Origin of the sequence: Salinicola sp. LHM (assembly GCF_034479735.1) — a bacterium.
Classification (GTDB): Bacteria; Pseudomonadota; Gammaproteobacteria; order Pseudomonadales; family Halomonadaceae; genus Salinicola; species Salinicola salarius.
Map to the genome: position 1 here is coordinate 1,082,494 of NZ_CP140261.1, position 23,296 is coordinate 1,105,789.

A 23,296-nucleotide genomic window follows, 5' to 3' on the forward strand; every position below is an offset into this window, starting at 1 on the left:
CAGACGACTGCCATCCGCTCGTGAATCATCCGCTCAAGACTTCGGCTGACAGTTGCCGTTGTCGTCGAACCCGTTGATTAACGTCGGTTATGGTCGGGTTAGCCACCTCAGCGCAGGATGAGGGTCCAAGCTGGTTAATGTCGACTGGTGGATCGATGTTCAGGGAGGCTGAACATGACGCAGGCCGCAGTTCATGGAAAGAACAGCCGGACGGCCGCGAGAATCTCGGGTGATTCCCGTTGCGTTTCGCCGGTATCGAGTCAAGTCTCGCGAATAGCGGGGAGCGGGTCACTGTCGAATGGGGCGTTGTCGCGGCCACTTCCCGCTCCGCCCAGGCGCAATCGGCGCGTGCTGTTCGTGACCACCGAAATTGCCGATTTCATCAAGGCTGGCGGGCTGGGAGATGTATCCGCCGCCTTGCCTCGTGCGCTGAAACCCCAGTACGACGTGCGCATTCTGATGCCGGGCTATCGGCAATTGCTGTCGGCCGGACGACAGATCGTGCGTTTGGCCAGTCTTCCCGCCAGCCATGACTTGCCTGCCTGCGAGATCGGCCGTCTTATCTGCGAGGATGGCCTGGTCGTTTATGTCGTGCTGTGTCCTGAACTCTATGATCGTGTCGGTAACGCCTACGGGGACGAACTGGGCGTAGGCTGGGCCGACAACGATATCCGCTTTGCGCGATTGGCAATGGCGGCCGCCGAGATCGTCAATGATCCGACCCTGCTCGATTGGCAGGTGGAGCTCCTGCATCTCAACGACTGGGCGACCGGATTGACGGCGGGTTATGTCCGCTGGCTCGGCAAGCGTTACGTACCCTCGATCTATACCATCCACAATCTCGCCTATCAGGGCATCTTTTCCGCCGAACGGCTCCCGGCGCTCGGTATCCCGGCATCCGCGTTTCATATCGATGGGGTGGAGTTTCACGGCCAGCTCTCCTTCATGAAGGCGGGACTCTCCTACGCTTCCCATGTGACGACAGTCAGCAGCAATTACGCTGACGAGATCACCACGGCTCCCCTCGGCTGCGGGCTGGAGGGCTTGCTCAAGAAACGTGCGCTGGAGGGGCGACTCAGCGGTCTGCTCAACGGCATCGATGACCATTGGGATCCGCGCACGGACCCTCACCTGGCGCCCAACTTCGGCATCAACGACTGGCATGGCAAGCGTGCCAATACGCAGCGCGTGCGCCGGATGTTCGGTCTGGATCCGAGCAGTGGCCCACTGTTTGCGGTGGTTTCCCGGCTGGTGGCGCAGAAAGGGCTCGATCTGACCATTCAGGTCGCCGACGCCATCGTGCGAGCCGGCGGGCAACTGGTGGTGATCGGGCGCGGCGAGTACGCCATCGAGCAGGCGCTGGTCGAGATGGCCGCGCTCTATCCCGGCCAGGTCGGGGTCAATATCGGCTTCGACGAGGGCGAGGCGCGGCAGATCTATGCCGGCAGCGACTTCCTGCTGATGCCGTCACGTTTCGAGCCCTGTGGCCTGAGCCAGCTTTACGCGCAACGCTTCGGTTCGTTGCCGATCGCGCATCGCACCGGCGGCCTGGCGGATACGATCCAGGATGGCATCAATGGCCTGCTGTTCGACGACATGAGCCTGGAAACCTATCGCGCCACCGTGCTGCGTGCGTTCGACCTGTTCCGTGCGACCGATCTGTTCTACGCCATGCGGCGAGCGGCGATGGCGGGGCGCCTGCATTGGCGCCAGGCCGTGATTCCCTATCGGCGACTCTATGCCGACCTGTTGACGGAGGCGATAGTGCGAACCGAAGACGTCGTGACAAGCCCATGATGACTACTGCCGACAATCGCACGCCCGGCAAGATGTCGCCTTCATGGCCACGGAGCTTCAAGCTTCAGCGCAGGAACCTGGCCGAAGCGGCCTGGACGCTGGCATTGTCTTCGTCTTTCTCCACGGTCTCGTCGGGTGGCAGCGCGAGCCAGGCGACGTGGCCCTGGGACGACGGCGACTGGATGCGGGCCAGGGTCGGACGCCACGGTGGCGATATGCCGCTGGCGCTCTACCGCCTCGACGCCTCGGACTGGTATGTCTCTCGATTCCCGCCGCCCCTGAACTGGAACCATCTGGCGCAGGAGCTGGTGCCTTACGTCGCCGATCTGGGGTTTACCCATGTCGTGCTCGACGAGGCGCTCATCGCCCAGCCCGAAGCCGTGGTCTGCCAGTTCGTCGAAACCTGCCATGTCGCCGGCGTAGGTGTCATGGTCCGGTATCCGACGGCCTCGCCAACGCCTGAATCCGCGTTTCTCGCCTGGTGCCAACGCTGTCATATCGACGGCTTCGAGGAAGTCGATGGCACTTCCCGTGCCAGCGGCTGCCACCTGTTTCAGAGCGAGACCACCGAACTGTTGCTGACATTGCATCGGCGGCCACGCTGGCAGGTCGCGAGCGCTCACTATCTAGCGCTTGCCCCGGCCGAGCGCTCCCGCTGGCATGCCGATTGGATCGAGGCATTGACGCCACACGAAACCGATCGGGGGCTGCTGGAACAGATGCCGGATGAAGCATCGACGTTCGGTCAGTGGCGACAGTCCATTCATGGCGACGACTGGCAGCGTTTCGCAGCGTATCGAGCCAGCCTGGCATTGATGTGGGCGCTGCCCGGCGACAAGCAGGTGGCCATGGGCGTCGAACTGGGTCAGGCATTGTCCGAGCCTCGGGAAGCCGCCATGCACTGGCCGCTACTGTTCGAAAGCCGTCACGCGGGCATATTGCGCATGATGGCCGATCTCAACCGGCTTTACGTCAACGAGCCGGCAATGCAGATCCGCCACGACGGTCAGCTCGGTTTCGAATGGCTGGTCGACGACGATAGCGATAACTGCGTGATCGTTTTCGCCCGTCACACCGAAAGCGGCCATGCCAGCATGATCTGCCTCTGCAACTTCCAGGCCTCCGTCCACTACCACTACCGGTTGGGTGTTCCCAGCGCCGGCTGGTGGCGGGAAATCTTCAACAGCGACAGCGTCTTCTACGGCGGTAGCAATGTAGGCAATAGTCGCGGCGCGACGACGAAGCCGATTCCTAGCCATGGTCACGCCCAGTCGTTGACCGTGACGGTACCGCCGATGGCCGCGCTGTTCCTGCGTCACGAAAACTGGATCGAGGAAACCCCATGAGCGCGTCTTCCGGTTCCAGCGACTCGAGTATGGCCGCCACGTCATCCGATGCCACATCATTTGGTTCCACGTCATCTGGTGCCACGTCATCCGAGGTCATGGAAATGAATGAGGCGGCCTGGACGCCGTTCTACGGCGCATCACTGACCGCCGAGGGGCGCGTTCGCTTTCGCCTGTGGGCACCCAGCGCGCAGCGGGTGGATCTGGAGTGCGAAGGCATGGCGCCGCAGCCGATGAACCCGATGGCGGAGGGGGATTTCGAACTCGAGCTCGACTACCCGCCGCAGGCCGCCTATCGCTATCGCGTGTTCGTCGAGGGTGACGATGACGGCATGCCCGTGCCCGACCCCGCCTCGAAAGCGCTACGCGGTGGCGTCGACGGGCTGACCTGCGTGGTCGACCCGAATCGCTACACATGGCGCCACGACGAATGGACAGGCCGGCCATGGGAAGAGACGGTCATCTATGAGGTTCATCTGGGCGCCTGCGGCGGAATCGACGGATTGCGCCGACGGCTACCCGAACTGGTGGAACTGGGCGTGACCGCCATCGAACTGATGCCGCTCGCCGAATGTCCGGGGGAGCGCAACTGGGGGTACGACGGCGTCCAGCCCTACGCCGTGGCGGCCTATTATGGTACGCCGGAGGCGCTCAAGGCGCTGATCGACGATGTCCACGGGCACGGGCTGATGATCTTCCTCGATGTGGTCTACAACCACTTCGGCCCGGATGGCAATTTCCTGGCGCACTACGCCAAGGCGTTCTTTCGCGATGACCTGCAGACGCCCTGGGGCGATGCCATCGATTTCCGTCGTCCGCAAGTGCGCCGCTTCTTCATCGATAACGCCCTGATGTGGCTGCTCGAGTATCGTTTCGACGGGCTGCGGTTCGATGCCGTCCACGCCATCAGCGAGCGGGATTTTCTGGTCGAGCTGGGGCAGACCTTGCGCGAGCGGGTCGGTTCGACTCGTCACTGCCACCTGATGCTGGAAAACGAGCATAACCAGGCCAGCCTGCTGGACCCGACGCTGTTCGACGCGCAGTGGGCCGACGACTGGCACAACACGATGCATGTCCTATTGACCGGCGAGCGCGAGGGGTACTACGCCGACTTCGCCGAGCACACCACGGAAAAGCTGGCGACCGCGCTGGGCGAAGGATTCATCTATCAGGGCCAGCCTTCACGCAAGGGCGAGGCGCGCGGCGAGCCCAGCGGGCATCTGCCGCCGACGTCGTTCATCGACTTTCTGCAGAATCACGACCAGATCGGCAACCGCGCACTGGGGGAGCGTCTATCCCGGCTGGCCGAGCCGGACGCGCTCGATGCGGCAACGCTGATGCTGCTGCTCTCTCCCGCCATTCCGCTGCTGTTCATGGGCGACGAGTGGGGCTCGACACAACCCTTTCTGTTTTTTACCGACCATCGCGACGCCCTGGCGGATGCGGTACGGGAAGGCCGTCGCCGCGAATTCGCCGAGTTCAGCGCTTTCGAGGACCCGGCGCAGCGCGAGCGCATTCCCGATCCCAATGCCTTGGCCACGTTCGAAGCGTCCCATCTCGATGAGGCGAGCACGCCGGCACAGCATCGTTACCAGACGCGTTTTCGCCACTGGCTGGAGTTACGCCATCGCCACATCGTTCCCGGGCTGAAAGGATGCAGCACCGCCGGGTCGCGCGTGCTCGGCGACAAGGCCGTCCAGGGACAGTGGCGGCTAGGCAACGGCCAGGTACTGACCGTTGCCATCAACCTCGCCTCGCAGCCGGTATCCGTGATCCCGCCGGGGAAACCGCTGGCCTGTTCGCGAGACGGGGCAGTCGATCTCGTCGAAGGCGGCCAGTTGCCGGCACTGACGAGCGTCGTCTGGCTCCAGCCAATGGATGGCATTTCAGGAGAACCAATCGCATGAGTACTGCCCAGGAACCCGGTCACGACGCCGGCGCCCGGTTGCGCCAACTGGCAGAATCGGTCGGCTTGCTGTGCGAATGGGACGGTAGCGACAACCAGCCCCAGACGCTGTCCGAAGATCGCCAGCGCACGATGCTGGCCCGCCTTGGCTGGCCGGCGGGTGACGCTGAGGAGGTCGCCGCCAGCCTGGCCCGTTGGCAGGCGCGACGATGGCCCGCCGCGTTCGAGCAACTGCCGCCGATGCTGATCGCCGATCAGGGCCAGCTCACCCAGATACCCGTCGCCGATAGCGGTGGGTGCGCCTTCGCTATCCGGCTCGAGAGCGGCGAGACGATGGACGGCCATCTCGACGATAACGGTTGTCTGCCCGCGATTCAGGAGACGGGCTATCACCATCTCTGTTTCCTGACGGAGCGGGGCGACGACAGCGTATCCCGGATTCTGGCGGTGGCGCCGCCGCGCTGCTTTACCCTGGACGATATCGCCCGGGAGCATCGTCATGCCCAACCGAGCTACTGGGGCGTAGCGGTACAACTCTACGGGCTGCGGCGCGAGGGCGATGCCGGTATCGGCGACCTGCAGGCGCTGGACGACCTCTGCGCGGTGGTGGCGCGCGCCGGTGCCGATGCGGTTGCCATCAGCCCGCTGCATGCGTCGTTTGCCGCGCATCCCGAACGATTCAGCCCCTACTCGCCCTCCAGCCGGCTGTTCTACAACGTCTGGCATGCCTCGCCGGAGTGTGTCTTCGATGCGGAGACCCTGGCGCGGGCGCAGGCGCCTTTCAGCGAGGCGATGGCGCAGCAGGCCAGTCTCGAGTTGATCAACTGGCCGACTAGCGCGCGCCTCAAACTGTCGATGCTGGAACGGCTGTTCCTGCACGTGCAGCGTGACGAGAGCGCGCTCGCCTGGCGCTCGCAACTGGTCGCCTTCCGTCGCGATGGCGGCGGAAGCCTCGAACGTCATTGCCTTTTCGAAGTGCTTCAGGCGCATGCCGAGCATGCCGACTGGCGACAGTGGCCCGAGGCATGGCGGGATCCCCGCGGGGCAGCGGTGGAAGCGTTCGCCGAACAGCACCGGGAAGCGATCACGTTTGCAGTCTTCCTGCAGTGGCTGGTGGCGGCCGGGCTCGATCGCGTGCAGAACAACGCGCGTCAGGCTGGAATGGCGGTCGGCCTGATCGCCGATCTGGCCGTGGGCGCCGATCCCACCGGCAGCCAGGCCTGGAGCGATCCGGAAGAGCTGTTTCCGGGGCTCAGCGTGGGCTCGCCGCCGGACGACTTCAATGCGCACGGCCAGAACTGGGGCGTGGCAGCGTTCTCCCCTCAGGGGCTGGTCGATTCCGGCTATCGAGGATTCCTGGCTATGCTGCGAGCCAGTCTGGCCCATGCCGGCGGTTTGCGGATCGACCATATTCTGGGGCTTTCGCGGCTATGGTTGGTTCCGGAAGGAGAAACGGCCCAGCAGGGGGCCTATCTGCGCTACCCGCTGGACGATCTGCTGCGACTGGTATCGCTGGAGTCCTGGCGGCATCGGGCCATCGTCATCGGCGAGGATCTGGGGACCGTCGAAGCGGGGCTGCGGGATCGGCTGGCGGCGCGGGGCGTGCTGGGCATGAGCGTGATGTGGTTCGAGCGAGAGGGCGAGGCGTTCCTGCCGGCCGAGGCGTGGCGCCAGACCACCATGGCTACCACCAGCACCCACGATCTGCCCACGGTAGCAGGCTGGTGGCTGGAAAATGATCTGCGCTGGCGGAACCAGCTGGGGCTGCTGAAAGCGGACGAGGATCCCGCCGAACTCAGCGAGCAGCGGCGTCAGGATCGACGCCGCCTGGTCAGCGTCTGCGAACTCGACGGTGTCGCCAGCGATGACGGTATCGCCAGCGACAGCGTGGACGTCGAGGATGTCATCGATGCCGTACTGGTGCATGTGGCAAAGACCTCGACGCCGCTGGCACTGTTTCCGCTGGAGGATCTGCTGGGATTGAAAGAGCAGGCCAACCTGCCCGGGACCTTCGACGAGCATCCCAACTGGCGACGACGGCTACCGGTACCCGCGCCCCAGGCGTTGAAGGATCCGGTGGTGCAGCAGCGCCTGTCACGCATCGATGGCATACGCCGGGGGCGCCGAACATGAGACCGCTTCGCGCCACTGTCAGGTTGCAGCTGCATGCCGACTTCACCTTCGACGATGCCCTTCGGCAGGTCGACTACTACGCTGCGCTGGGCATCAGCCACTTCTATCTTTCGCCCTTTCTTGCCTCGCGAGCCGAATCGGCCCATGGGTATGACGGTATCGACCCGACCCGGGTGGACTCGGAGCTGGGTGGCGAGGCAGGGCTGGCCCGGCTGGTCGAAGCGCTGCACGCGGCGGACATGGGTATCCTGGCCGACATCGTGCCCAATCATCTGGCGGTGGGCTCCGAAAACCCCTGGTGGCAGGACGTACTGGCGCATGGCCGTACCAGTGAATACGCCCGCTTCTTCGACATCGACTGGGAACAGTCCGGCGCCGACGGCAAGCTGTTGTTGCCGTTTCTCGGCGACCGTTACACGCAGGTATTGGAAAACGGTGAGCTGACGCTGGAATGGGACGCGCACAGAGCGGCCTTTTTCGTCATCTACCATGAGCACCGGTTTCCGCTGGACCCGGCCCATACCGCTGCGCTATTGGCATCGGCCGACGCCGATGCTGATCGAGACGGCCCGACACCCGAACGATTCCGGTCACCGGAAACCAGCCACCCAGAGCGCTGGGCCAACGATCCGCTCATCGCGGCCACTCTCGCCCGTCATGACCCCGCAACCGAGGAGGGCAGGGCGCAACTGCACGCGCTGCTGGAGCGTCAGGCCTATCGGCTGGCCTATTGGCGCACCGCCAACGACGCGCTCAACTGGCGTCGATTCTTCGATATCACCGAACTGGTCGGCGTGCGGGTCGAGGACGAGAGTGTTTTCGATCTGTCTCATGCCTACATGCTCTCGCTGGTCGAGCGCGGCTGGATCGACGGGCTGCGCATCGATCATATCGATGGCCTGGCCGATCCCCGCGGTTACGCACTGCGCCTGCGCGCGCGTCTCGAAGCGATCGCTGGACGCCGTCGCGCCCTCAATGGCGAACGCTACGAGGATCGACGTCCCATCTATGTAGAAAAGATCCTGGGGCATGGCGAGCGTCTGCATACGGATTGGGACGTGGATGGCACCACGGGGTACGAATTTCTCGATCTGGTTTCCGGCATCCAGCACGATCCGGCAGGACGCGAGTCGCTGACTCGCCTGTGGCGAGAGGTCAGCGGACGTACGGACGATTTCGCTGCCGAGGTGCAGACAGCTCGTCGGGAAATGCTCGACGGCGCCCTGACCGCCGAGTTCGAAAGATGCATTCGGACGGTCGACGCTCTGGCCCGGCTCAGACCCGAGACACGGGAGTTCACGTCGCCGGCGATCCGCCGTGTGCTGGGAGCGCTTGCGGTCGGCTATCCCGTCTATCGCAGCTACGCCGATCAGGATGGTCGGCCCGATGCCGACGCCGAAGACTTCGACCATGCCATGCAGATGGCCCGATCGCAGCTGTCGGCAGCCGATGCGGCCTGGCTCCCGCTGCTCGATGACTGGCTGGGAGGCGAAGCGCCCGGCGCTTTCGACGAACCCGAGCGTACGCTGCGCCTGAAAGCGGTGACCGGTTTTCAGCAGCTGACATCGCCGCTGGCGGCGAAGGCGGTCGAGGACACCGCGGGTTATCGCTCGGCGGTGTTGCTGTCCCGCAACGACGTCGGCTGCGAAGGGGCGCATTTTGCCTATGCACCGAAACGTCTGCACGAGGCGAACCGGGAGCGCCTGGCGAGCTTTCCCCGTACGTTGCTGACCACCGCGACGCATGATCACAAGCGTGGCGAAGACGTCCGCGCCCGGCTGGCGGCGATGAGCGAAATGAGCGACGTGCTGGTACCGAGGATGCGGGCCTGGGCAGGCGACCAGCGCCTCTACGATAGCGGCGAGACGCCCAGCGGCGGGGATCGCCTGATGATGCTCCAGCTGTTGCTGGCGGCCTGGCCCCTGGAACTGAAGCTGGAGCCTGACGCCGAGTTCGCCGACCGGAACCGCCAGGCGCTGAACGACTTCGCCGACCGAATCGTCGCCTGGCAGCAGAAGGCGATGCGCGAGGCCAAGCTCGCGAGCCACTGGCTGGCACCCGACGAAACCTATGAGCAGGCGGGCGAAGATGCCGTGCGCTGTGCGCTGAGCGGTGGCGATCTGACGCGGGAACTGGCCGAGGCGGCAGCGCTGCTGGACCTGCCCGGGGCGATCAACGGCCTGGCGCAGACGGTGTTGCGGCTGTGTTCGCCGGGCATACCGGATCTCTACCAGGGCACCGAGTTCTGGGACCAGTCGCTGGTCGATCCTGACAACCGCCGCCCGGTGGACATGGCTGCGCGCCGTGAGGCATTGGGGAGCGCCGAGACGCCGGACTCGGCCTGGAAGCATTGGCGGGACGGTATCGTCAAGCAGGCGGTCGTGCAGCGGCTGCTGAATCTGAGGCGGGAGCATCCGCGCCTCTTCAGCGAAGGAGAGTACCTGCCATTGGAGGCCGGCGGCGCCTACGCGGATTACGTCATTGCCTTCGCCCGCCGGACGCCGACCCTGACTCTGATAGTCGTCGTGCCGCGCCTGTCGAGGGTGCTGTCGCCGTCATCGGCGCAACGGGAACTGCAGTGGTCGGATACGGCGCTGTCTCTCGAGACGCTGGGACTGACGGGGAGCGGAGACCCCTGGCTGACGTCGGCACCGGTAGCGTCGTCGTCCGAGTTGTCGCTACATCAACATTTGTCGGATTTCCCTTGCGGGGCTTGGGTATGGACATCCTGAACCCGCTACTTTGAAAGTGAGGCGTCGGTCCAGCCGGCGCCGGTCTTGCATGAATTTGGCGGGGCAGGGATGACCCCGCCACGCAACGAAAAGAGAAAGGAGGGCGTCATGATGACCAGTCGCGAACAACGTGTACGGATGCTGGCTTATCGCATTTGGGAGTCGGAAGGCCGCCCTGAGGATCAGGAAGCGCGCCATTGGGAAATGGCCGAGCGAATCGTCGAGGCCGAAAACGCGCGCGAGGAAGAGCACGAATGGCGCACCGCGTCCGATGAACCTTCCCTGTTGGAAGGTGAGGAGCCGCCGGCCGAGCCCGACGAACTCGGCATCGACGAGATGCGGCTGCCACTGGACGATCCGGAAACGGAAGCCCGCAAGGAAGAGGACACGGGTGTCGAGGTGACGACGCAGCCGGGACGCGCCAAGTCTGCCTCGCGGAGCAAGGCGGCGAGCGGCGGAGCGGGAAGCGATAAACCGGCCCCACGCAAGCGTGCCACGAAAGCCTCGAGCGCCGAGAGCGACAAGGTCAAGCCAGCACCCAAACCACGGAAGCCCCGTGGCAAGAGTGAATGATTTCTCGTCTGGAACACAGGCGGCAAGGTCGATTTGGCTCATTGGGAGAGCAGGACATGAGTGACATGGGATTGGGCCGTGAAGCGGCAATGGGTCATATCGTCCAGGAAGCGAGCTTGTCGCGCTCGCGGATTCGAGAAGGCTTGCCCTATCCGTTGGGGGCAACCTGGGATGGGCTCGGGGTCAATTTTGCACTGTTTTCGGCGAATGCGACGCGAGTCGAACTTTGCCTGTTCGATGAAACCGGAAAGGAAGAAGTGGAGCGGGTCGTTTTGCCGGAGTATACCGACGAGGTCTGGCACGGTTATCTGCCGGACGCTCACCCCGGCCAACTCTATGGTTATCGGGTTCATGGTCCCTATGATCCGGAAGCGGGGCATCGTTTCAATCCCAACAAGCTGCTGATCGACCCCTATGCCAAGCAGCTGGTGGGTGAGTTGGTCTGGGACGATGCACTCTATGGCTACACCATCGGCCATGAGGACGGCGATCTCAGCTTCGACGAGCGTGACAGCGCCCCGTTCATGCCCCGCTGCCGGGTCATCGATCCAGCCTTTACCTGGGGGCGCTCCGGCGAAATCCGCGTGCCGTGGAGCGATACCGTCATCTACGAGACGCACGTGCGCGGCTACACCATGCGTCACCCGGATGTGCCGGAAGCACTGCGCGGCACGTTTTCCGGCCTCGCCGTGCCCAAGGTGATCGATTATCTCAGCGATCTTGGCATCTCCTCGCTGGAGCTGATGCCGATCCACGCCTTCGCCGATGATCGTCATCTGCAGGAAAAGGGACTGCACAACTACTGGGGCTATAACACGCTCGCATTCTTCGCCCCCCATCCGAACTACATGGCCAGCGAGTCGATCAGCGAGTTCAAGCAGATGGTGGCGCGTTTTCACGCTGCGGGTATCGAAGTCCTGCTCGACGTGGTCTACAACCACACGGCGGAAGGCAACGAGATGGGGCCGACGTTATCCTTCAGAGGAATCGACAATGCCTCCTATTACCGCCTGATGCCGGAAGAGCCGCGCTTCTATATCAACGATACCGGTACCGGCAATACGCTGAATCTGTCGCATCCGCGGATTCTGCAGATGGTCAACGACTCCCTGCGCTACTGGGCGGACGAGATGCGTGTCGACGGTTTCCGTTTCGATCTGGCGACGATCCTGGGACGCGAGGCCGAAGGTTTCGACGAAGGCGGCGGCTTCCTCGATTCCTGCCGACAGGATCCGCTGCTGTCGCAGTGCAAGCTGATCGCCGAACCCTGGGACTGCGGGCCCGGCGGTTACCAGGTCGGCAAGTTCCCGCCCGGATGGGCGGAGTGGAACGACCGGTTCCGCGATGACATGCGCGGGTTCTGGCGCGGTGACGAAGGCAAGCTGCCGGCCTTCGCCAATCGTCTGACGGCCTCGGCCGACCTGTTCAATCACAGAGGGCGCAAGGCCTTTTCGTCGATCAACTTCGTTACTGCCCACGACGGTTTCACGCTGCGGGATCTGGTCAGCTACAACGACAAGCATAACGAGGCCAACGGCGAGGACAATCAGGACGGTCACGACGACAACGTCTCCTGGAATCACGGGGCCGAGGGAGAGACCGACGATCCCCAGATCCGGGAGTTACGCATGCGTCAGATGCGTAACCTGCTGGCGACGCTGATGCTTTCACAAGGCACGCCGATGCTGTTGGCCGGCGATGAATTCGGCCGTACGCAAGGCGGCAATAACAATGCCTATTGCCAGGATGGCGAGATCGGCTGGATCGATTGGGATCTTTCCGACGAAGGCCGCGAACTGCTGGCTTTCACCCGCTATGTGATTCGTCTGCGTCGCCAATACCCGATTCTGGAGCGCGGGCGCTTCATGACCGGCGAGCTGAACGAGAATCTGGGCATCAAGGATGTCACCTGGCTCACGCCGGCAGCTGAAGAGATGGGCGTGGAGCATTGGCACGATGGAGAAGTCAAGGCGATTGGGGTGGTCCTCAATGGTCACGCGCAGCCCACTGGTATCTGTCGTTATGGCTCCGACGTAACGGTTTTTCTTGCGCTCAATGCCGGAGATCAGGATATCGACTTCGTACTGCCGGACGTGCCTGGTGGTAGCGAATGGCGCAGACGTGTCGAGACCTTCGATCCGGGCGCTGCCAACGTACGTTGCCCGATGCAGAGCGATTATCAAGTCAAGGCCCGAAGTCTTTCGCTTTTCGAACTCATCGAAGCGGAGGCTCCGTATTGCTGATCATCTGGAGCCTGCGAGGCAGCAGGTTGCCTGTGGCTGACAGTGGCTCTCGCACATCATGGATAGATGATGCTTTTCACTCCGGCGCCTGTCATGACAGGGCTTTGCGACAGGGCCGGATCATTCGTCCACGAGAGCAGTAATGAAAGCAGTGATATAGCGCGACATTGCCGTCCGGGACGGCAATGCCGGAACAGCAACTCCACCCCAAGGATGGAAGGAGGCGCCAATGGTTACGCGCTCATCGCCGTATCAGACGCCGGATGCGTCATCATCGTCGGGAGACGAAAGCGCCCATGTGGCAGCGCACTCACCGCGTATCGCCATCGAGGCCGTGCAGCCCTCACTGGAACAAGGGCGTTTCGCAGCCAAGGCGATCGCCGGTCAACCCGTGACCGTCTCCGCGGTGATCTTCGCCGACGGTCACGATGTGCTGGCCGCTGCCGTGAACTGGTGCGATGACCAGGGCCAGCACCGCCGCGAACCGATGCACCTCATGCGTCCGCTGGGCAAGGATCTCTGGGAAGCGGCCTTCACCCCCACGCGGGTCGGTCGGCATACCTTCGTGATCGAGGCGTGGTGGGATGTGTTCGGCACCTACCGCGACGAGCTGTTCAAGAAGCATCAGGCCGGCGTTCCGGTCGGGCTCGAACTCGAGGAAGGGCGGCGTCTGCTGGTGGCCGCTGCCGAGCGGATGGAAGGCGAGGCGCGCGAAGCACTGGAAAACATTCATGAACGTTTCCAGGCCTGTGACAGCGACGGCGAGCGGGTCGGCATCATGCTCGACACGCGGACCGCCCAGTGGATGCATGCCGCCGATGCCCGGCCGCACCTGACGCGCAGCAACTCGGTCTACCCGCTCGAGGTGGAACGCCGGGGGGCCCAGTTCGCCAGCTGGTACGAGCTGTTCCCGCGTTCGGAAACCGACGACCCCAACCGTCACGGTACTTTCGGCGATGTCCACAAGCGCTTGCCGATGATTCGCGACATGGGCTTCGACGTGCTCTATTTCCCGCCCATACATCCGGTGGGCCGCGCCCACCGCAAGGGCCGCAACAACACCCTCCAGGCCGGCCCGGACGATCCCGGCAGCCCCTATGCCATCGGAAGCCAGGAGGGCGGCCACGAGGCGATCCATCCCGAACTCGGCACGCGCGAGGATTTTCGCGCCCTGGTCCAGGCCGCTGCCGAGCACGGCCTGGAGATCGCGCTGGATTTCGCTATCCAGTGCTCGCCGGATCACCCCTGGCTCCAGGAGCATCCCGGCTGGTTCTCGTGGCGGCCGGATGGCTCGATCCGTTACGCCGAGAATCCGCCCAAGAAATACCAGGACATCGTCAACGTCGACTTTTATGCCGAGGACGCGGTGCCCTCGCTGTGGTTGGCACTGCGCGACGTGGTGCAGGGCTGGGTGGACGAAGGGGTGAAGATCTTCCGCGTCGATAACCCCCACACCAAGCCGCTGCCGTTCTGGGAGTGGCTGATCGCCGACATCCGCGCGCGCGACCCGGGGGTGCTGTTCCTCGCCGAGGCGTTCACGCGGCCGGCGATGATGAAGCGCCTGGGCAAGATCGGCTTCAACATGAGCTACACCTACTTCACCTGGCGCAATACCAAGGCCGAACTGACCGACTACCTGACCGAGCTCAACGAATCGCCGATGCGCGAGTGCTACCGGCCCAACTTCTTCGTCAACACGCCGGACATCAACCCCTACTTCCTGCAGTCTTCCGGCCGTCCCGGGTTTCTGATCCGCGCCGCACTGGCCACCATGGGCTCCGGGCTGTGGGGCATGTATTCCGGCTTCGAGCTGTGCGAGGGCGAGCCGGTGCCGGGCAAGGAGGAGTATCTCGATTCGGAGAAGTACCAGATCAAGCCGCGCCACTATACCGCGCCCGGCAACATCAGCTACGAGATCGCCCAGCTCAATCGTATTCGCCGCGAGAACCCGGCGCTGCAGACCCATCTCGGGGTTGCCTTCTATCCGGCATACAACGAGCGCCTGCTCTACTTCGGCAAGCGCACCGACGATCTGGGCAATTTCATTCTGGTGATGATCAATCTGGACCCGTTCGAAGCCCAGGAAGGGGCCTTCGAGCTGCCGCTGTGGGAGTTCGCGCTTCCCGACGATGCGGCCCTGCACGTGGAAGACTTGATGTCCGGTCATCGCTGGACATGGCAGGGCAAGTGGCAGTCGATGCGGCTGGAGCCATGGCACTTGCCATTCGCCATCTGGCGCATCCATCCGGTGCGCTGATCAGCCAAGGAGGAAGGCACCATGATGGATGCCAGCAGCGAGTCGCATGCCGTCGAGACCATCGATTTTCTCGAGGATCCGCTATGGTACAAGGACGCCGTCATCTACCAGGTACACGTCAAGTCGTTCTTCGATGCCAACGATGACGGAATCGGCGACTTCCAGGGGCTGATCGACAAGCTGGACTACATCGTCAGCCTGGGCGTGAATGCCATCTGGATCCTGCCGTTCTACCCATCGCCGCGCCGCGATGACGGCTATGACATTGCCGAGTACACCGGCGTCAGCCCCGACTACGGCACGCTCGAGGATGCCCAGCGTTTCATCGAACAGGCGCACAAGCGCGGCCTGCGAGTGATTACCGAACTGGTCATCAACCACACCTCGGATCAGCACGAGTGGTTCCAGCGCGCCCGCCGCGCGCCGCCGGGCTCGCCGGAGCGCGACTTCTACGTGTGGTCGGACAGCGATCAGAAATATCCCGGCACGCGGATCATCTTTCTCGATACCGAATCGTCCAACTGGACCTGGGACCCGGTGGCGGGTGCCTACTTCTGGCACCGTTTCTATTCCCATCAGCCGGATTTGAACTTCGACAATCCGCAGGTGCTCGACGAAGTTCTCAAGGTGATGGCGTACTGGCTGGACATGGGAGTCGACGGCCTGCGCCTGGATGCGATTCCCTATCTGGTCGAGCGCGAAGGCACCAACAACGAGAACCTGCCCGAGACGCACGAGGTGCTCAAGAAGATCCGGGCGGTGATCGACGAGCGCTACCCCGATCGCATGCTGCTGGCCGAGGCCAACCAGTGGCCCGAGGACACGCGGCCCTACTTTGGCGGCAACGAGAGCGGCGAGGGCGACGAATGTCACATGGCGTTCCATTTCCCGCTGATGCCGCGCATGTACATGGCATTGGCCCAGGAGGATCGCTTTCCGATCACCGACATCCTGCGTCAGACGCCGGAGATTCCCCCCAATTGTCAGTGGGCGATCTTCCTGCGCAACCATGACGAGCTGACCCTCGAGATGGTCACCGACAAGGAGCGCGACTATCTCTGGAATCACTACGCCGCCGATCGCCGCGCGCGCATCAACTTAGGCATCCGCCGGCGCCTGGCGCCGCTGCTCGAACGCGATCGCCGGCGGATCGAACTGCTCAACAGCCTGCTGCTGTCGATGCCGGGCACGCCGGTACTCTATTACGGCGACGAGATCGGCATGGGCGACAACATCTATCTGGGCGATCGTGATGGTGTGCGCACGCCGATGCAGTGGTCGATGGATCGCAATGGCGGCTTCTCGCGGGCCGATCCGGCCAAGCTGGTGCTACCGTCGGTCATGGATCCGTTGTACGGCTTCCAGTCGGTCAACGTCGAAGCCCAGACCCGCGATCCGCACTCGCTGCTCAACAGCATGCGACGCCTGCTGGCGGTGCGCAGTCAGCATCGTGTATTCAGCCGCGGCACCATGCAGCCGCTCTATCCGGCCAACCGGCATATCCTCGCCTACCTGCGCGAGCTGGTGCTCGACAATGGCGAGAGCGAAGTGTTGTTGTGCGTCGCCAACGTGGCACGCAACGCTCAGGCGGTGGAGCTCGACCTGTCGTCATTTGCCGGCCAGGTGCCGGTGGAGATGGTCGGTGGCAGCGCCTTCCCGCCGATCGGCAAGCTGTCGTATCTGCTGACATTGCCGCCCTACGGCTTCTACTGGTTCCTGCTGGCGCCCGAGACGGCGATGCCCGCCTGGCACGTGCCGGCGCCCGAGGCGATGCCGGATTACGTCACGCTGATCGTCAAGCGTCATCTGGAAGAGATCCTCGACGCCCCGTCGCGCGGCATGCTCGAGCACGAAGCGCTGCCCAAGTACCTGCCCAAGCGGCGCTGGTTTGCCGCCAAGCAGTCGCGGATCGACCGGGTACACATCCTTTATGCCGTGCGCATCGAGGATACTCGGCACTCCATGCTGCTCAGCGAGATCGAGGTTCAGCACTCGCAGGGTAGCGATCGCTATCTGCTGCCGCTGGGCTTTCTCGGCGAGGACGATCGCAGCGGTGCCGTGGCTCAGCAGCTCGCCTTGGCGCGGGTGCGTCGCGGGCGCGATGTCGGCCTGTTGACCGATGCGCTCGGGCTGGATGCCTTCGCGCTGCGCATTCTCGACCTGCTGCGTAGCGGGGCGAGCCTGCCTTGCGCCGACGGCGAGATCCGCTTCGTGCCGACGCCGGCGCTTGACGAGCTGGAACTGCCCGAGGATGTCGATGTCGCCCACAACAACGTCGAGCAGTCCAACAGCTCGGTGATCATCGGCCACCAGGTGGTACTCAAGCTGTTCCGGCGTCTGGAGCCCGGCGTGCATCCCGAGGCCGAGTTCGGTCGCTACCTGAGCGAACAGGGTTTCGAGAACGTGCCGCCATTGTATGGCGAGGTGGCGCGCCGCAACGCCGCTGGCGAAGCCCAGACCCTGATGCTGGTGCAGGGCTTCGTCGCCAACCAGGGCGATGCCTGGTCATGGACACGCAACGCGCTCGAGCGGGCGATTCGAGAGGCGGGCGAGGATAGCGAGTCCAGTACCGAAGAGAGTGGCTACAGTGCCTTCGACGAACTCGAGGGATTCGCCACGACCCTGGGCCAGCGCCTGGGCGAGCTGCATCGGGTGCTGGCGTCGCCGAGCGATAATCCCGACTTCGCACCGGAACTGGCTGATGAAACGCATGTGACCGCCTGGACGCAGCGAGTTCGCGAGCAGATCGAGAAGGCGCTCGACCTGCTGGCGCGCCACAAGGGCGATGCCAGTGAAGCCGACCAGGCACTGGCCGATCGGGTGCTGGCCGAGCGCGATGCGCTGATGTCCGCCGTCGAGCCGCTGGCGCAGCGCGCCAGGGGGAGTCTGCTCACGCGTATCCATGGCGATCTGCACCTCGGTCAGGTGCTGGTGGCCCACGACGATGCCTACATCATCGACTTCGAAGGTGAACCCGCCCGCTCGCTGGAAGAACGACGCGCCAAGGACTGCCCTTTGCGCGACGTCGCCGGCATGCTGCGCTCCTTCGACTATGCTGGCGCCAAGATGGACGAAGCCGCTGTCGGCAAGTCGAGCGACGAGAGTGTCAGCGAGGTGACTCACGATGTCGCCGAGCGCTACCTGATTGCCAGTCGTCGTGCCTTCCTCGAGGCCTATTGGCGGAGTACCGCCGATATCGCCCACCGCTGGACCTCCCCGGAAGGCGCTGACGCCGCACTGGAACTGTTCGTGCTGGAAAAGACGGTCTACGAGATCGCCTACGAAGCTGCCAATCGCCCCGCCTGGCTGGGCGTGCCGCTACGCGGCCTGGCAGCCATCGTCGACCAATTGTCCACGAGCGAACAACTGTCCAAGAGAGAGTCACAATGACTGATCTGAACGTCACTACCGTCAAGGACGACGCCCTCTGGTTGTCCGCCGATGATGCCGAGGCGCTGGTTCGGGGTAGCCACGGCAACCCGTTTTCCATGCTCGGCGTGCATGCCTGTGGCGAGGAGAGTGAGGAAACCTGCCTGCTGCGGGTCTACCTGCCCGGTGCGTTGGGTGTGGATGTGCTCGACCGTGACACCGGCGAGCGTCGTTGCAGCCTGACCGGCATCCAGAAGCCCGGGCTGTTTGCCGGCAGGTTGCCGCATGTCGCGCCGTATAAACTGCGCATCCGCTGGCCAGGCGGCGAGCAGGAAACCGAGGATCCGTACTCGTTCGACCTGCTGCTCGGCGAGATGGATCTTTACCTGATCGGCGAGGGCAATCACCGTAACCTGGGGCACTGCCTGGGCGCCCAGCCGATGGAAATCGATGGCGTGTCCGGGGTGCGCTTCGCCGTCTGGGCGCCCAATGCCCGGCGTGTCTCGGTGGTGGGCAACTTCAATGGCTGGGATGGCCGGCGGCATGTGATGCGCCTGCGTCATCCCGCCGGGGTCTGGGAGCTGTTCATTCCCCGCCTGGGGCCGGGCGAAGCCTACAAATACGAGATTCTCGATGCCCACGGCACCCTCGCGCTCAAGGCCGACCCGGTGGCGCTGGCCACCGAGACGCCGCCGCACACCTCCTCGGTGGTCGCCGATACCACGCCGTTCACCTGGCACGATGCCGAGTGGATCGCCCATCGCGGCGATCATCAGGCGCCCGACCGGCCGATCTCCGTCTATGAAGTGCATGCCGCCTCGTGGCGCAAGCATGGCGGGCACGACGGCGTCACCTATAGCTGGCGCGACCTGACCGAACACCTGATCCCCTACGTGCTCGGGATGGGGTTCACCCACGTCGAATTGCTGCCGATCATGGAGCATCCTTTCGGCGGCTCCTGGGGCTACCAGCCACTGAGCCAGTTCGCACCCAGCGGGCGTTTCGGCAAGCCCGAGGATTTCGCCTACTTCGTGGACGCCTGCCACCAGGCTGGCCTTGGGGTGATCCTCGACTGGGTGCCGGCGCACTTTCCTACCGACCCGCATGGTCTGGCGCGCTTCGATGGCACGGCACTCTACGAGTACGAGCATCCTTTCGAGGGCTTCCACCAGGACTGGAACACCTACATCTACAACCTGGGGCGGCGCGAGGTGCACGGCTTCATGCTGGCCTCGGCACTGTACTGGCTGCGCCATTTCCACATCGATGCGCTTCGCGTCGATGCCGTGGCCTCGATGCTGTATCGCAACTACTCGCGCAACGAGGGCGAGTGGATTCCCAATCAATACGGCGGCCAGGAGAATCTCGAGGCGATCGAATTCCTGCGCCATTTGAACGACGTGGTCGCGGAGGAGGTGCCTGGCGCGGTGGTGATCGCCGAGGAATCCACCGCCTGGCCGGGCGTGACCCAGCCGACCCGTGATGGCGGCCTGGGCTTTGCCTACAAATGGAACATGGGCTGGATGCACGACACCCTGGAGTACATTGCCAAGGATCCGGTCTATCGCTCGTATGCCCATCACGAACTGACCTTCCCGATGGTCTACGCGTTCTCCGAAAAGTACGTGCTGCCGATCTCGCATGACGAGGTGGTGCACGGCAAGGGGTCGCTGATCAACAAGATGCCGGGCGACGAATGGCAGCGGTTCGCCAACGTGCGCGCCTACCTGTCGATCATGTGGACCCAGCCCGGCAAGAAGCTCTTGTTCATGGGCTGCGAGTTCGGTCAGTGGCGCGAATGGAATCACGACCGCGAGCTCGACTGGTCGCTGCTCGGCGAGTCTCACCATGCCGGCATCCAGCGCCTGATCGGCGATCTCAACCGGCTCTATCAGGAGAAGACGCCGCTGCATCAGCGCGACAGCGAGCCGGAGGGCTTCGCCTGGGTGGTGGGCGACGACAGCACCAACAGCGTATTCGCCTGGCTGCGCTGGAACCTGATCGGCGAGCCGCTGCTGGTGGTGGCCAACATGACCCCGGTGCCGCGCCACGATTATCGGCTCGGCGTGCCGGTCATGGGCGCCTGGGAGGAGATATTCAATAGCGACGCGCAGTGCTATGGCGGATCCAACCTGGGCAACATGGGGCAGATCCAGGCCCTCGATGCGCCGCTGCACGGGCAGACGGCCAGTATTTCGCTGACGCTACCGCCGCTGGGGGTGGTGTTACTCGTGCCCGGCGCGTCGGGCGAGTAACGCCCGGGTTACGCCGTTGGTCCAGGCAAAGCCGTCCTGCAGCGGATATTCGCCGCCGGTAGCGAAATCCGCGCCCGGGTAGAGCACGTACTTTTCGACCAGCTTGTGTTCGCGGCGATAGAGATCCTCGACCAGGGCCAGCCAGCGGTCGGCGATGTCGTCGGCGAGTTCGGTGAATCCGTAGCGCCGCAGCCCTTCGGTCGCCATCCACTGTAGCGGTGCCCAGCCGTTGGGATGGTCCCACTGCTGGTGACTATCGGTGATCTCCGTGGTGGCGAGTCCGCCTGGCGCCATGAGGCGGTTGGCGACGATATTGGCAACCCGCTCTGCCTGTGCTTCGGAGGCTGCGCCGACGAACAGAGGGACGACGCAGGCGGCCGTCAGGTGAACGCTACTGCGGCCGCGCGTGAAATCGTAGTCATAGTAGGCGCCTCGCGAATCGCTCCATAGATACTCATCCATGGCGGCCCGCCGGCGAAGGGCTCGACGTCGAAAGTTTCCCGCCTTGCGATGGTCGCCAACGATGGCATGGAGACGTTCCAGTGTCTGCTCGAGGTGAAACAGCAGGGCATTGAGCTCCGGCGTGACGAAGTGAGTCGTGCGGATCGAGCCGAGATTCTGCACGTCGTCCAGCCAGCGACCGCTGAAGTCCCAACCAGTTTCCGCGCCGGCGCGGAGATTGCGATAGAGCTGCTCCGCTGGGCGATCCGAGCCTTGGGCCAACTCGTAGTCCTCGCGGTAAGACTCCTCCCGCGGCGTGGCGCGGTCGTCCCAGTGGCGATTCAGCCAGGCCGCCTCGTCTAGACGGACGCAGCGTCGGTGAGACTCTCCGGGCGACAGCCTCTCTTCGCCATTCATCCAGAAGGCATACTCCCGCTCCAGTTGAGGCAAGTAGTCGACGGCGTTCCGCAAGCCCTGACGTTCGGTCAGCTCGACCATCATCGAGAACAGCGGCGGCTGGGAACGGCTCAGGTAGTAACTGCGGTTGCCGTTGGGCATGTGGCCGTAGCGCGAGATCAGGTCGGCACAGTTATCGGTGACGGCGCACATCAGGTGATTTTCACCGCTGGCAGCCAGGCCCAGCATGGTGAAGTAGGAATCCCAGTAGTAGTACTCGCGGAAGCGTCCACCGGGGACGACATAGTCATGGCACAGTTCGAGCAGCGACGACCAGCGCGGGTGCTGGCGGGAATTGCGGGTGAGGATGGGCCAGAGGCTATCGATATGCGTGACCAGGTCGTGCTCGGGGCGGGACTCGTAGCCCTTGCCGGGGAGCATGTCACTGTAGAAGTGATCGGCCACGAAGGCTCTCAGATCGAATCCTGGCCGGTTTCGCTGCTGCTCGTAGGCCTCCATGATCTGCGCGGGTGGCAGCTGCGGGATGCAGTCGGCAAACGTCTTGGAATCATGAAAGATATGGGCAAGAGCGACCGCTTCGAACAACTCCCCGTAACGGTCATAAGGCGTGACCGCCGCTTCGTCTATGGATTCAGCGTCTTCGAACTTCACCTGAATACTGTCGAGCATGCCTTTTCCTGTGTGACGAACACATTGTCGGTGGCGAAAATATTATCTCTGACAAAGCCTTGTCGATCGCGAAACATGGGCGATGTCAAAAGCATTAACGATGGCAAAAGCATTGATGATGGCAAAAGCATTGACGATGCCAAAAACATTACCGATGGCAAAACAGCGACACCATCATTCCTCATATTGCCATAGCAGGCCACCATCTACCGGCAGCGATGCCCCAGTCATGTAGTCGGCGTCGTCCGAGGCCAGGAATTCGACCACGCCGGCCACGTCTTCGGGTCGGCCCAGCCGGTTGAGCGGAATGTTGCCAAGCAGATGGCGCAGCTTCTCCGGATCTTCGTCGAGTGCCGAATTGATCGGTGTCTTGATCGCGCCGGGCGCCACGCTGTTGACCGTGATCCCGAGCGGCGCCAGCTCGACGGCCAGGTTGCGGGTCAGCATGCGCATGCCGCCCTTGCTCATGCAATAGCTGGTAAAGCCTGGAAACGGCAGATCCTCATGCACTGAACTCATGTTGATCACGCGGCCGCCGCGGCCCTCGTCACGCAGATGGCGAACGAAGGCCTGGGTCGTGAAGAAGACGCCTTTCAGATTGGTCTGCATGACCTTGTCATAGTCAGCCTCGTCGACGTCCAGAAAAGGGGAGTCGATCTCCAGGCCGGCGTTGTTGACCAGGATATCCAGCCGGCCCATGGCCTCGACGCTCTCATCGATCAGGCGCCGGTTGGTCTCGACATCGCCGATGTCACCGGTGACGATCGCGGCTCTTCGGCCGTGGGCGCGAACGCGCGCTGCGGTTTCCTCGGCGCGCTCGGAAGGGCGGCTGCCGCTGACGACTACATCGGCGCCGGCCTGGGCGAGTCGTTCGGCGACGGCACGGCCGATGCCCTGGGTGCTGCCGGTGACCAGGGCCACCTTGCCTGAAAGGCGCATGTTGCTCTCCTTGCGTAGGAATCCTTGCGTGACATTTTGATCGAGACGCGCCGACGTTTCAGATAACACCCAGAGATGGCTTCTGTCAGACGCGTCTGTTGAAGATAGAGCAGCATCGAGGTCAGGACCAAAATCGGTTTGGCGTTGTCGTGACTCCCCTTGGATAGCATGATGTCCGACGACAAGCCATCGAAGGCTCGATAGGCATGCAGACAGGAG

12 protein-coding genes are annotated in these 23,296 nt (G+C 63.6%); 10 read left to right on the forward strand and 2 right to left on the reverse strand.

Annotation, left to right across the window (positions count from 1 at the left end; translation table 11 throughout):
• Nucleotides 1-174 precede the first annotated feature (174 nt).
• The 10 genes from glgA (at nt 175) to glgB (ending at nt 20,611) form a co-directional block, all read left to right on the forward strand.
• Nucleotides 175-1,797, forward strand: coding sequence for a glycogen synthase GlgA (gene glgA, locus R5R73_RS05225; RefSeq protein ID WP_416221219.1), 1,623 nt, complete (start codon nt 175-177; stop codon nt 1,795-1,797).
• The gene (locus tag R5R73_RS05230; protein WP_322529031.1) at nt 1,794-3,143 is read left to right on the forward strand and encodes an alpha amylase C-terminal domain-containing protein; all 1,350 of its coding nucleotides are present in this window, start codon (nt 1,794-1,796) and stop codon (nt 3,141-3,143) included. Before glgA ends, R5R73_RS05230 begins: the two co-directional genes overlap by 4 nt.
• Nucleotides 3,140-5,050, forward strand: coding sequence for a malto-oligosyltrehalose trehalohydrolase (gene treZ, locus R5R73_RS05235; protein ID WP_322529032.1), 1,911 nt, complete (start codon nt 3,140-3,142; stop codon nt 5,048-5,050). The genes R5R73_RS05230 and treZ overlap by 4 nt, the downstream gene beginning before the upstream one ends.
• A complete protein-coding gene (gene malQ, locus R5R73_RS05240) occupies nt 5,047-7,182 on the forward strand; it encodes a 4-alpha-glucanotransferase (RefSeq protein ID WP_322529033.1) in 2,136 nt (711 codons plus the stop codon). The genes treZ and malQ overlap by 4 nt, the downstream gene beginning before the upstream one ends.
• The gene (gene treY, locus R5R73_RS05245) at nt 7,179-9,914 is read left to right on the forward strand and encodes a malto-oligosyltrehalose synthase (RefSeq protein WP_322529034.1); all 2,736 of its coding nucleotides are present in this window, start codon (nt 7,179-7,181) and stop codon (nt 9,912-9,914) included. The genes malQ and treY overlap by 4 nt, the downstream gene beginning before the upstream one ends.
• Before the next feature lie 108 nt (nt 9,915-10,022).
• On the forward strand, nt 10,023-10,487 hold the full coding sequence (locus R5R73_RS05250; protein ID WP_276232344.1) for a DUF2934 domain-containing protein: 465 nt from the start codon (nt 10,023-10,025) through the stop codon (nt 10,485-10,487).
• A 56-nt stretch (nt 10,488-10,543) separates the two neighbouring features.
• Entirely contained in the window at nt 10,544-12,730 is a 2,187-nt protein-coding gene (gene glgX, locus R5R73_RS05255; RefSeq protein ID WP_208625305.1) for a glycogen debranching protein GlgX, read from the forward strand.
• Between the two features lie 229 nt (nt 12,731-12,959).
• Nucleotides 12,960-14,987 (forward strand): alpha-1,4-glucan--maltose-1-phosphate maltosyltransferase, encoded by a 2,028-nt coding sequence (locus R5R73_RS05260; protein ID WP_322529035.1) that lies wholly within the window; start codon nt 12,960-12,962, stop codon nt 14,985-14,987.
• A gap of 21 nt (nt 14,988-15,008) precedes the next feature.
• On the forward strand, nt 15,009-18,377 hold the full coding sequence (treS, locus tag R5R73_RS05265; RefSeq protein ID WP_322529036.1) for a maltose alpha-D-glucosyltransferase: 3,369 nt from the start codon (nt 15,009-15,011) through the stop codon (nt 18,375-18,377).
• The gene (glgB, locus tag R5R73_RS05270; protein ID WP_322529037.1) at nt 18,374-20,611 is read left to right on the forward strand and encodes a 1,4-alpha-glucan branching protein GlgB; all 2,238 of its coding nucleotides are present in this window, start codon (nt 18,374-18,376) and stop codon (nt 20,609-20,611) included. The genes treS and glgB overlap by 4 nt, the downstream gene beginning before the upstream one ends.
• Here the strand turns inward: glgB and treF are convergent.
• Nucleotides 20,582-22,138, reverse strand: coding sequence for an alpha,alpha-trehalase TreF (gene treF / locus R5R73_RS05275; protein ID WP_071230550.1), 1,557 nt, complete (start codon nt 22,136-22,138; stop codon nt 20,582-20,584). The two genes, glgB and treF, sit on opposite strands and share 30 nt — an antisense overlap.
• A 174-nt stretch (nt 22,139-22,312) precedes the next feature.
• The gene (locus R5R73_RS05280) at nt 22,313-23,077 is read right to left on the reverse strand and encodes a 3-oxoacyl-ACP reductase family protein (protein WP_322529038.1); all 765 of its coding nucleotides are present in this window, start codon (nt 23,075-23,077) and stop codon (nt 22,313-22,315) included.
• Nucleotides 23,078-23,296 lie beyond the last annotated feature (219 nt).

Coding starts and splice junctions, on each gene's coding strand:
- glgA (WP_416221219.1), top strand. CDS start 175: ATGACGCAGGCCGCAGTTCATGGAAAGAACAGCCGGACGGCCGCGAGA.
- treF (WP_071230550.1), bottom strand. CDS start 22,138: ATGCTCGACAGTATTCAGGTGAAGTTCGAAGACGCTGAATCCATAGAC.
- glgX (WP_208625305.1), top strand. CDS start 10,544: ATGAGTGACATGGGATTGGGCCGTGAAGCGGCAATGGGTCATATCGTC.
- glgB (WP_322529037.1), top strand. CDS start 18,374: ATGACTGATCTGAACGTCACTACCGTCAAGGACGACGCCCTCTGGTTG.
- R5R73_RS05280 (WP_322529038.1), bottom strand. CDS start 23,077: ATGCGCCTTTCAGGCAAGGTGGCCCTGGTCACCGGCAGCACCCAGGGC.
- malQ (WP_322529033.1), top strand. CDS start 5,047: ATGAGTACTGCCCAGGAACCCGGTCACGACGCCGGCGCCCGGTTGCGC.
- R5R73_RS05250 (WP_276232344.1), top strand. CDS start 10,023: ATGATGACCAGTCGCGAACAACGTGTACGGATGCTGGCTTATCGCATT.
- R5R73_RS05260 (WP_322529035.1), top strand. CDS start 12,960: ATGGTTACGCGCTCATCGCCGTATCAGACGCCGGATGCGTCATCATCG.
- R5R73_RS05230 (WP_322529031.1), top strand. CDS start 1,794: ATGATGACTACTGCCGACAATCGCACGCCCGGCAAGATGTCGCCTTCA.
- treY (WP_322529034.1), top strand. CDS start 7,179: ATGAGACCGCTTCGCGCCACTGTCAGGTTGCAGCTGCATGCCGACTTC.
- treS (WP_322529036.1), top strand. CDS start 15,009: ATGATGGATGCCAGCAGCGAGTCGCATGCCGTCGAGACCATCGATTTT.
- treZ (WP_322529032.1), top strand. CDS start 3,140: ATGAGCGCGTCTTCCGGTTCCAGCGACTCGAGTATGGCCGCCACGTCA.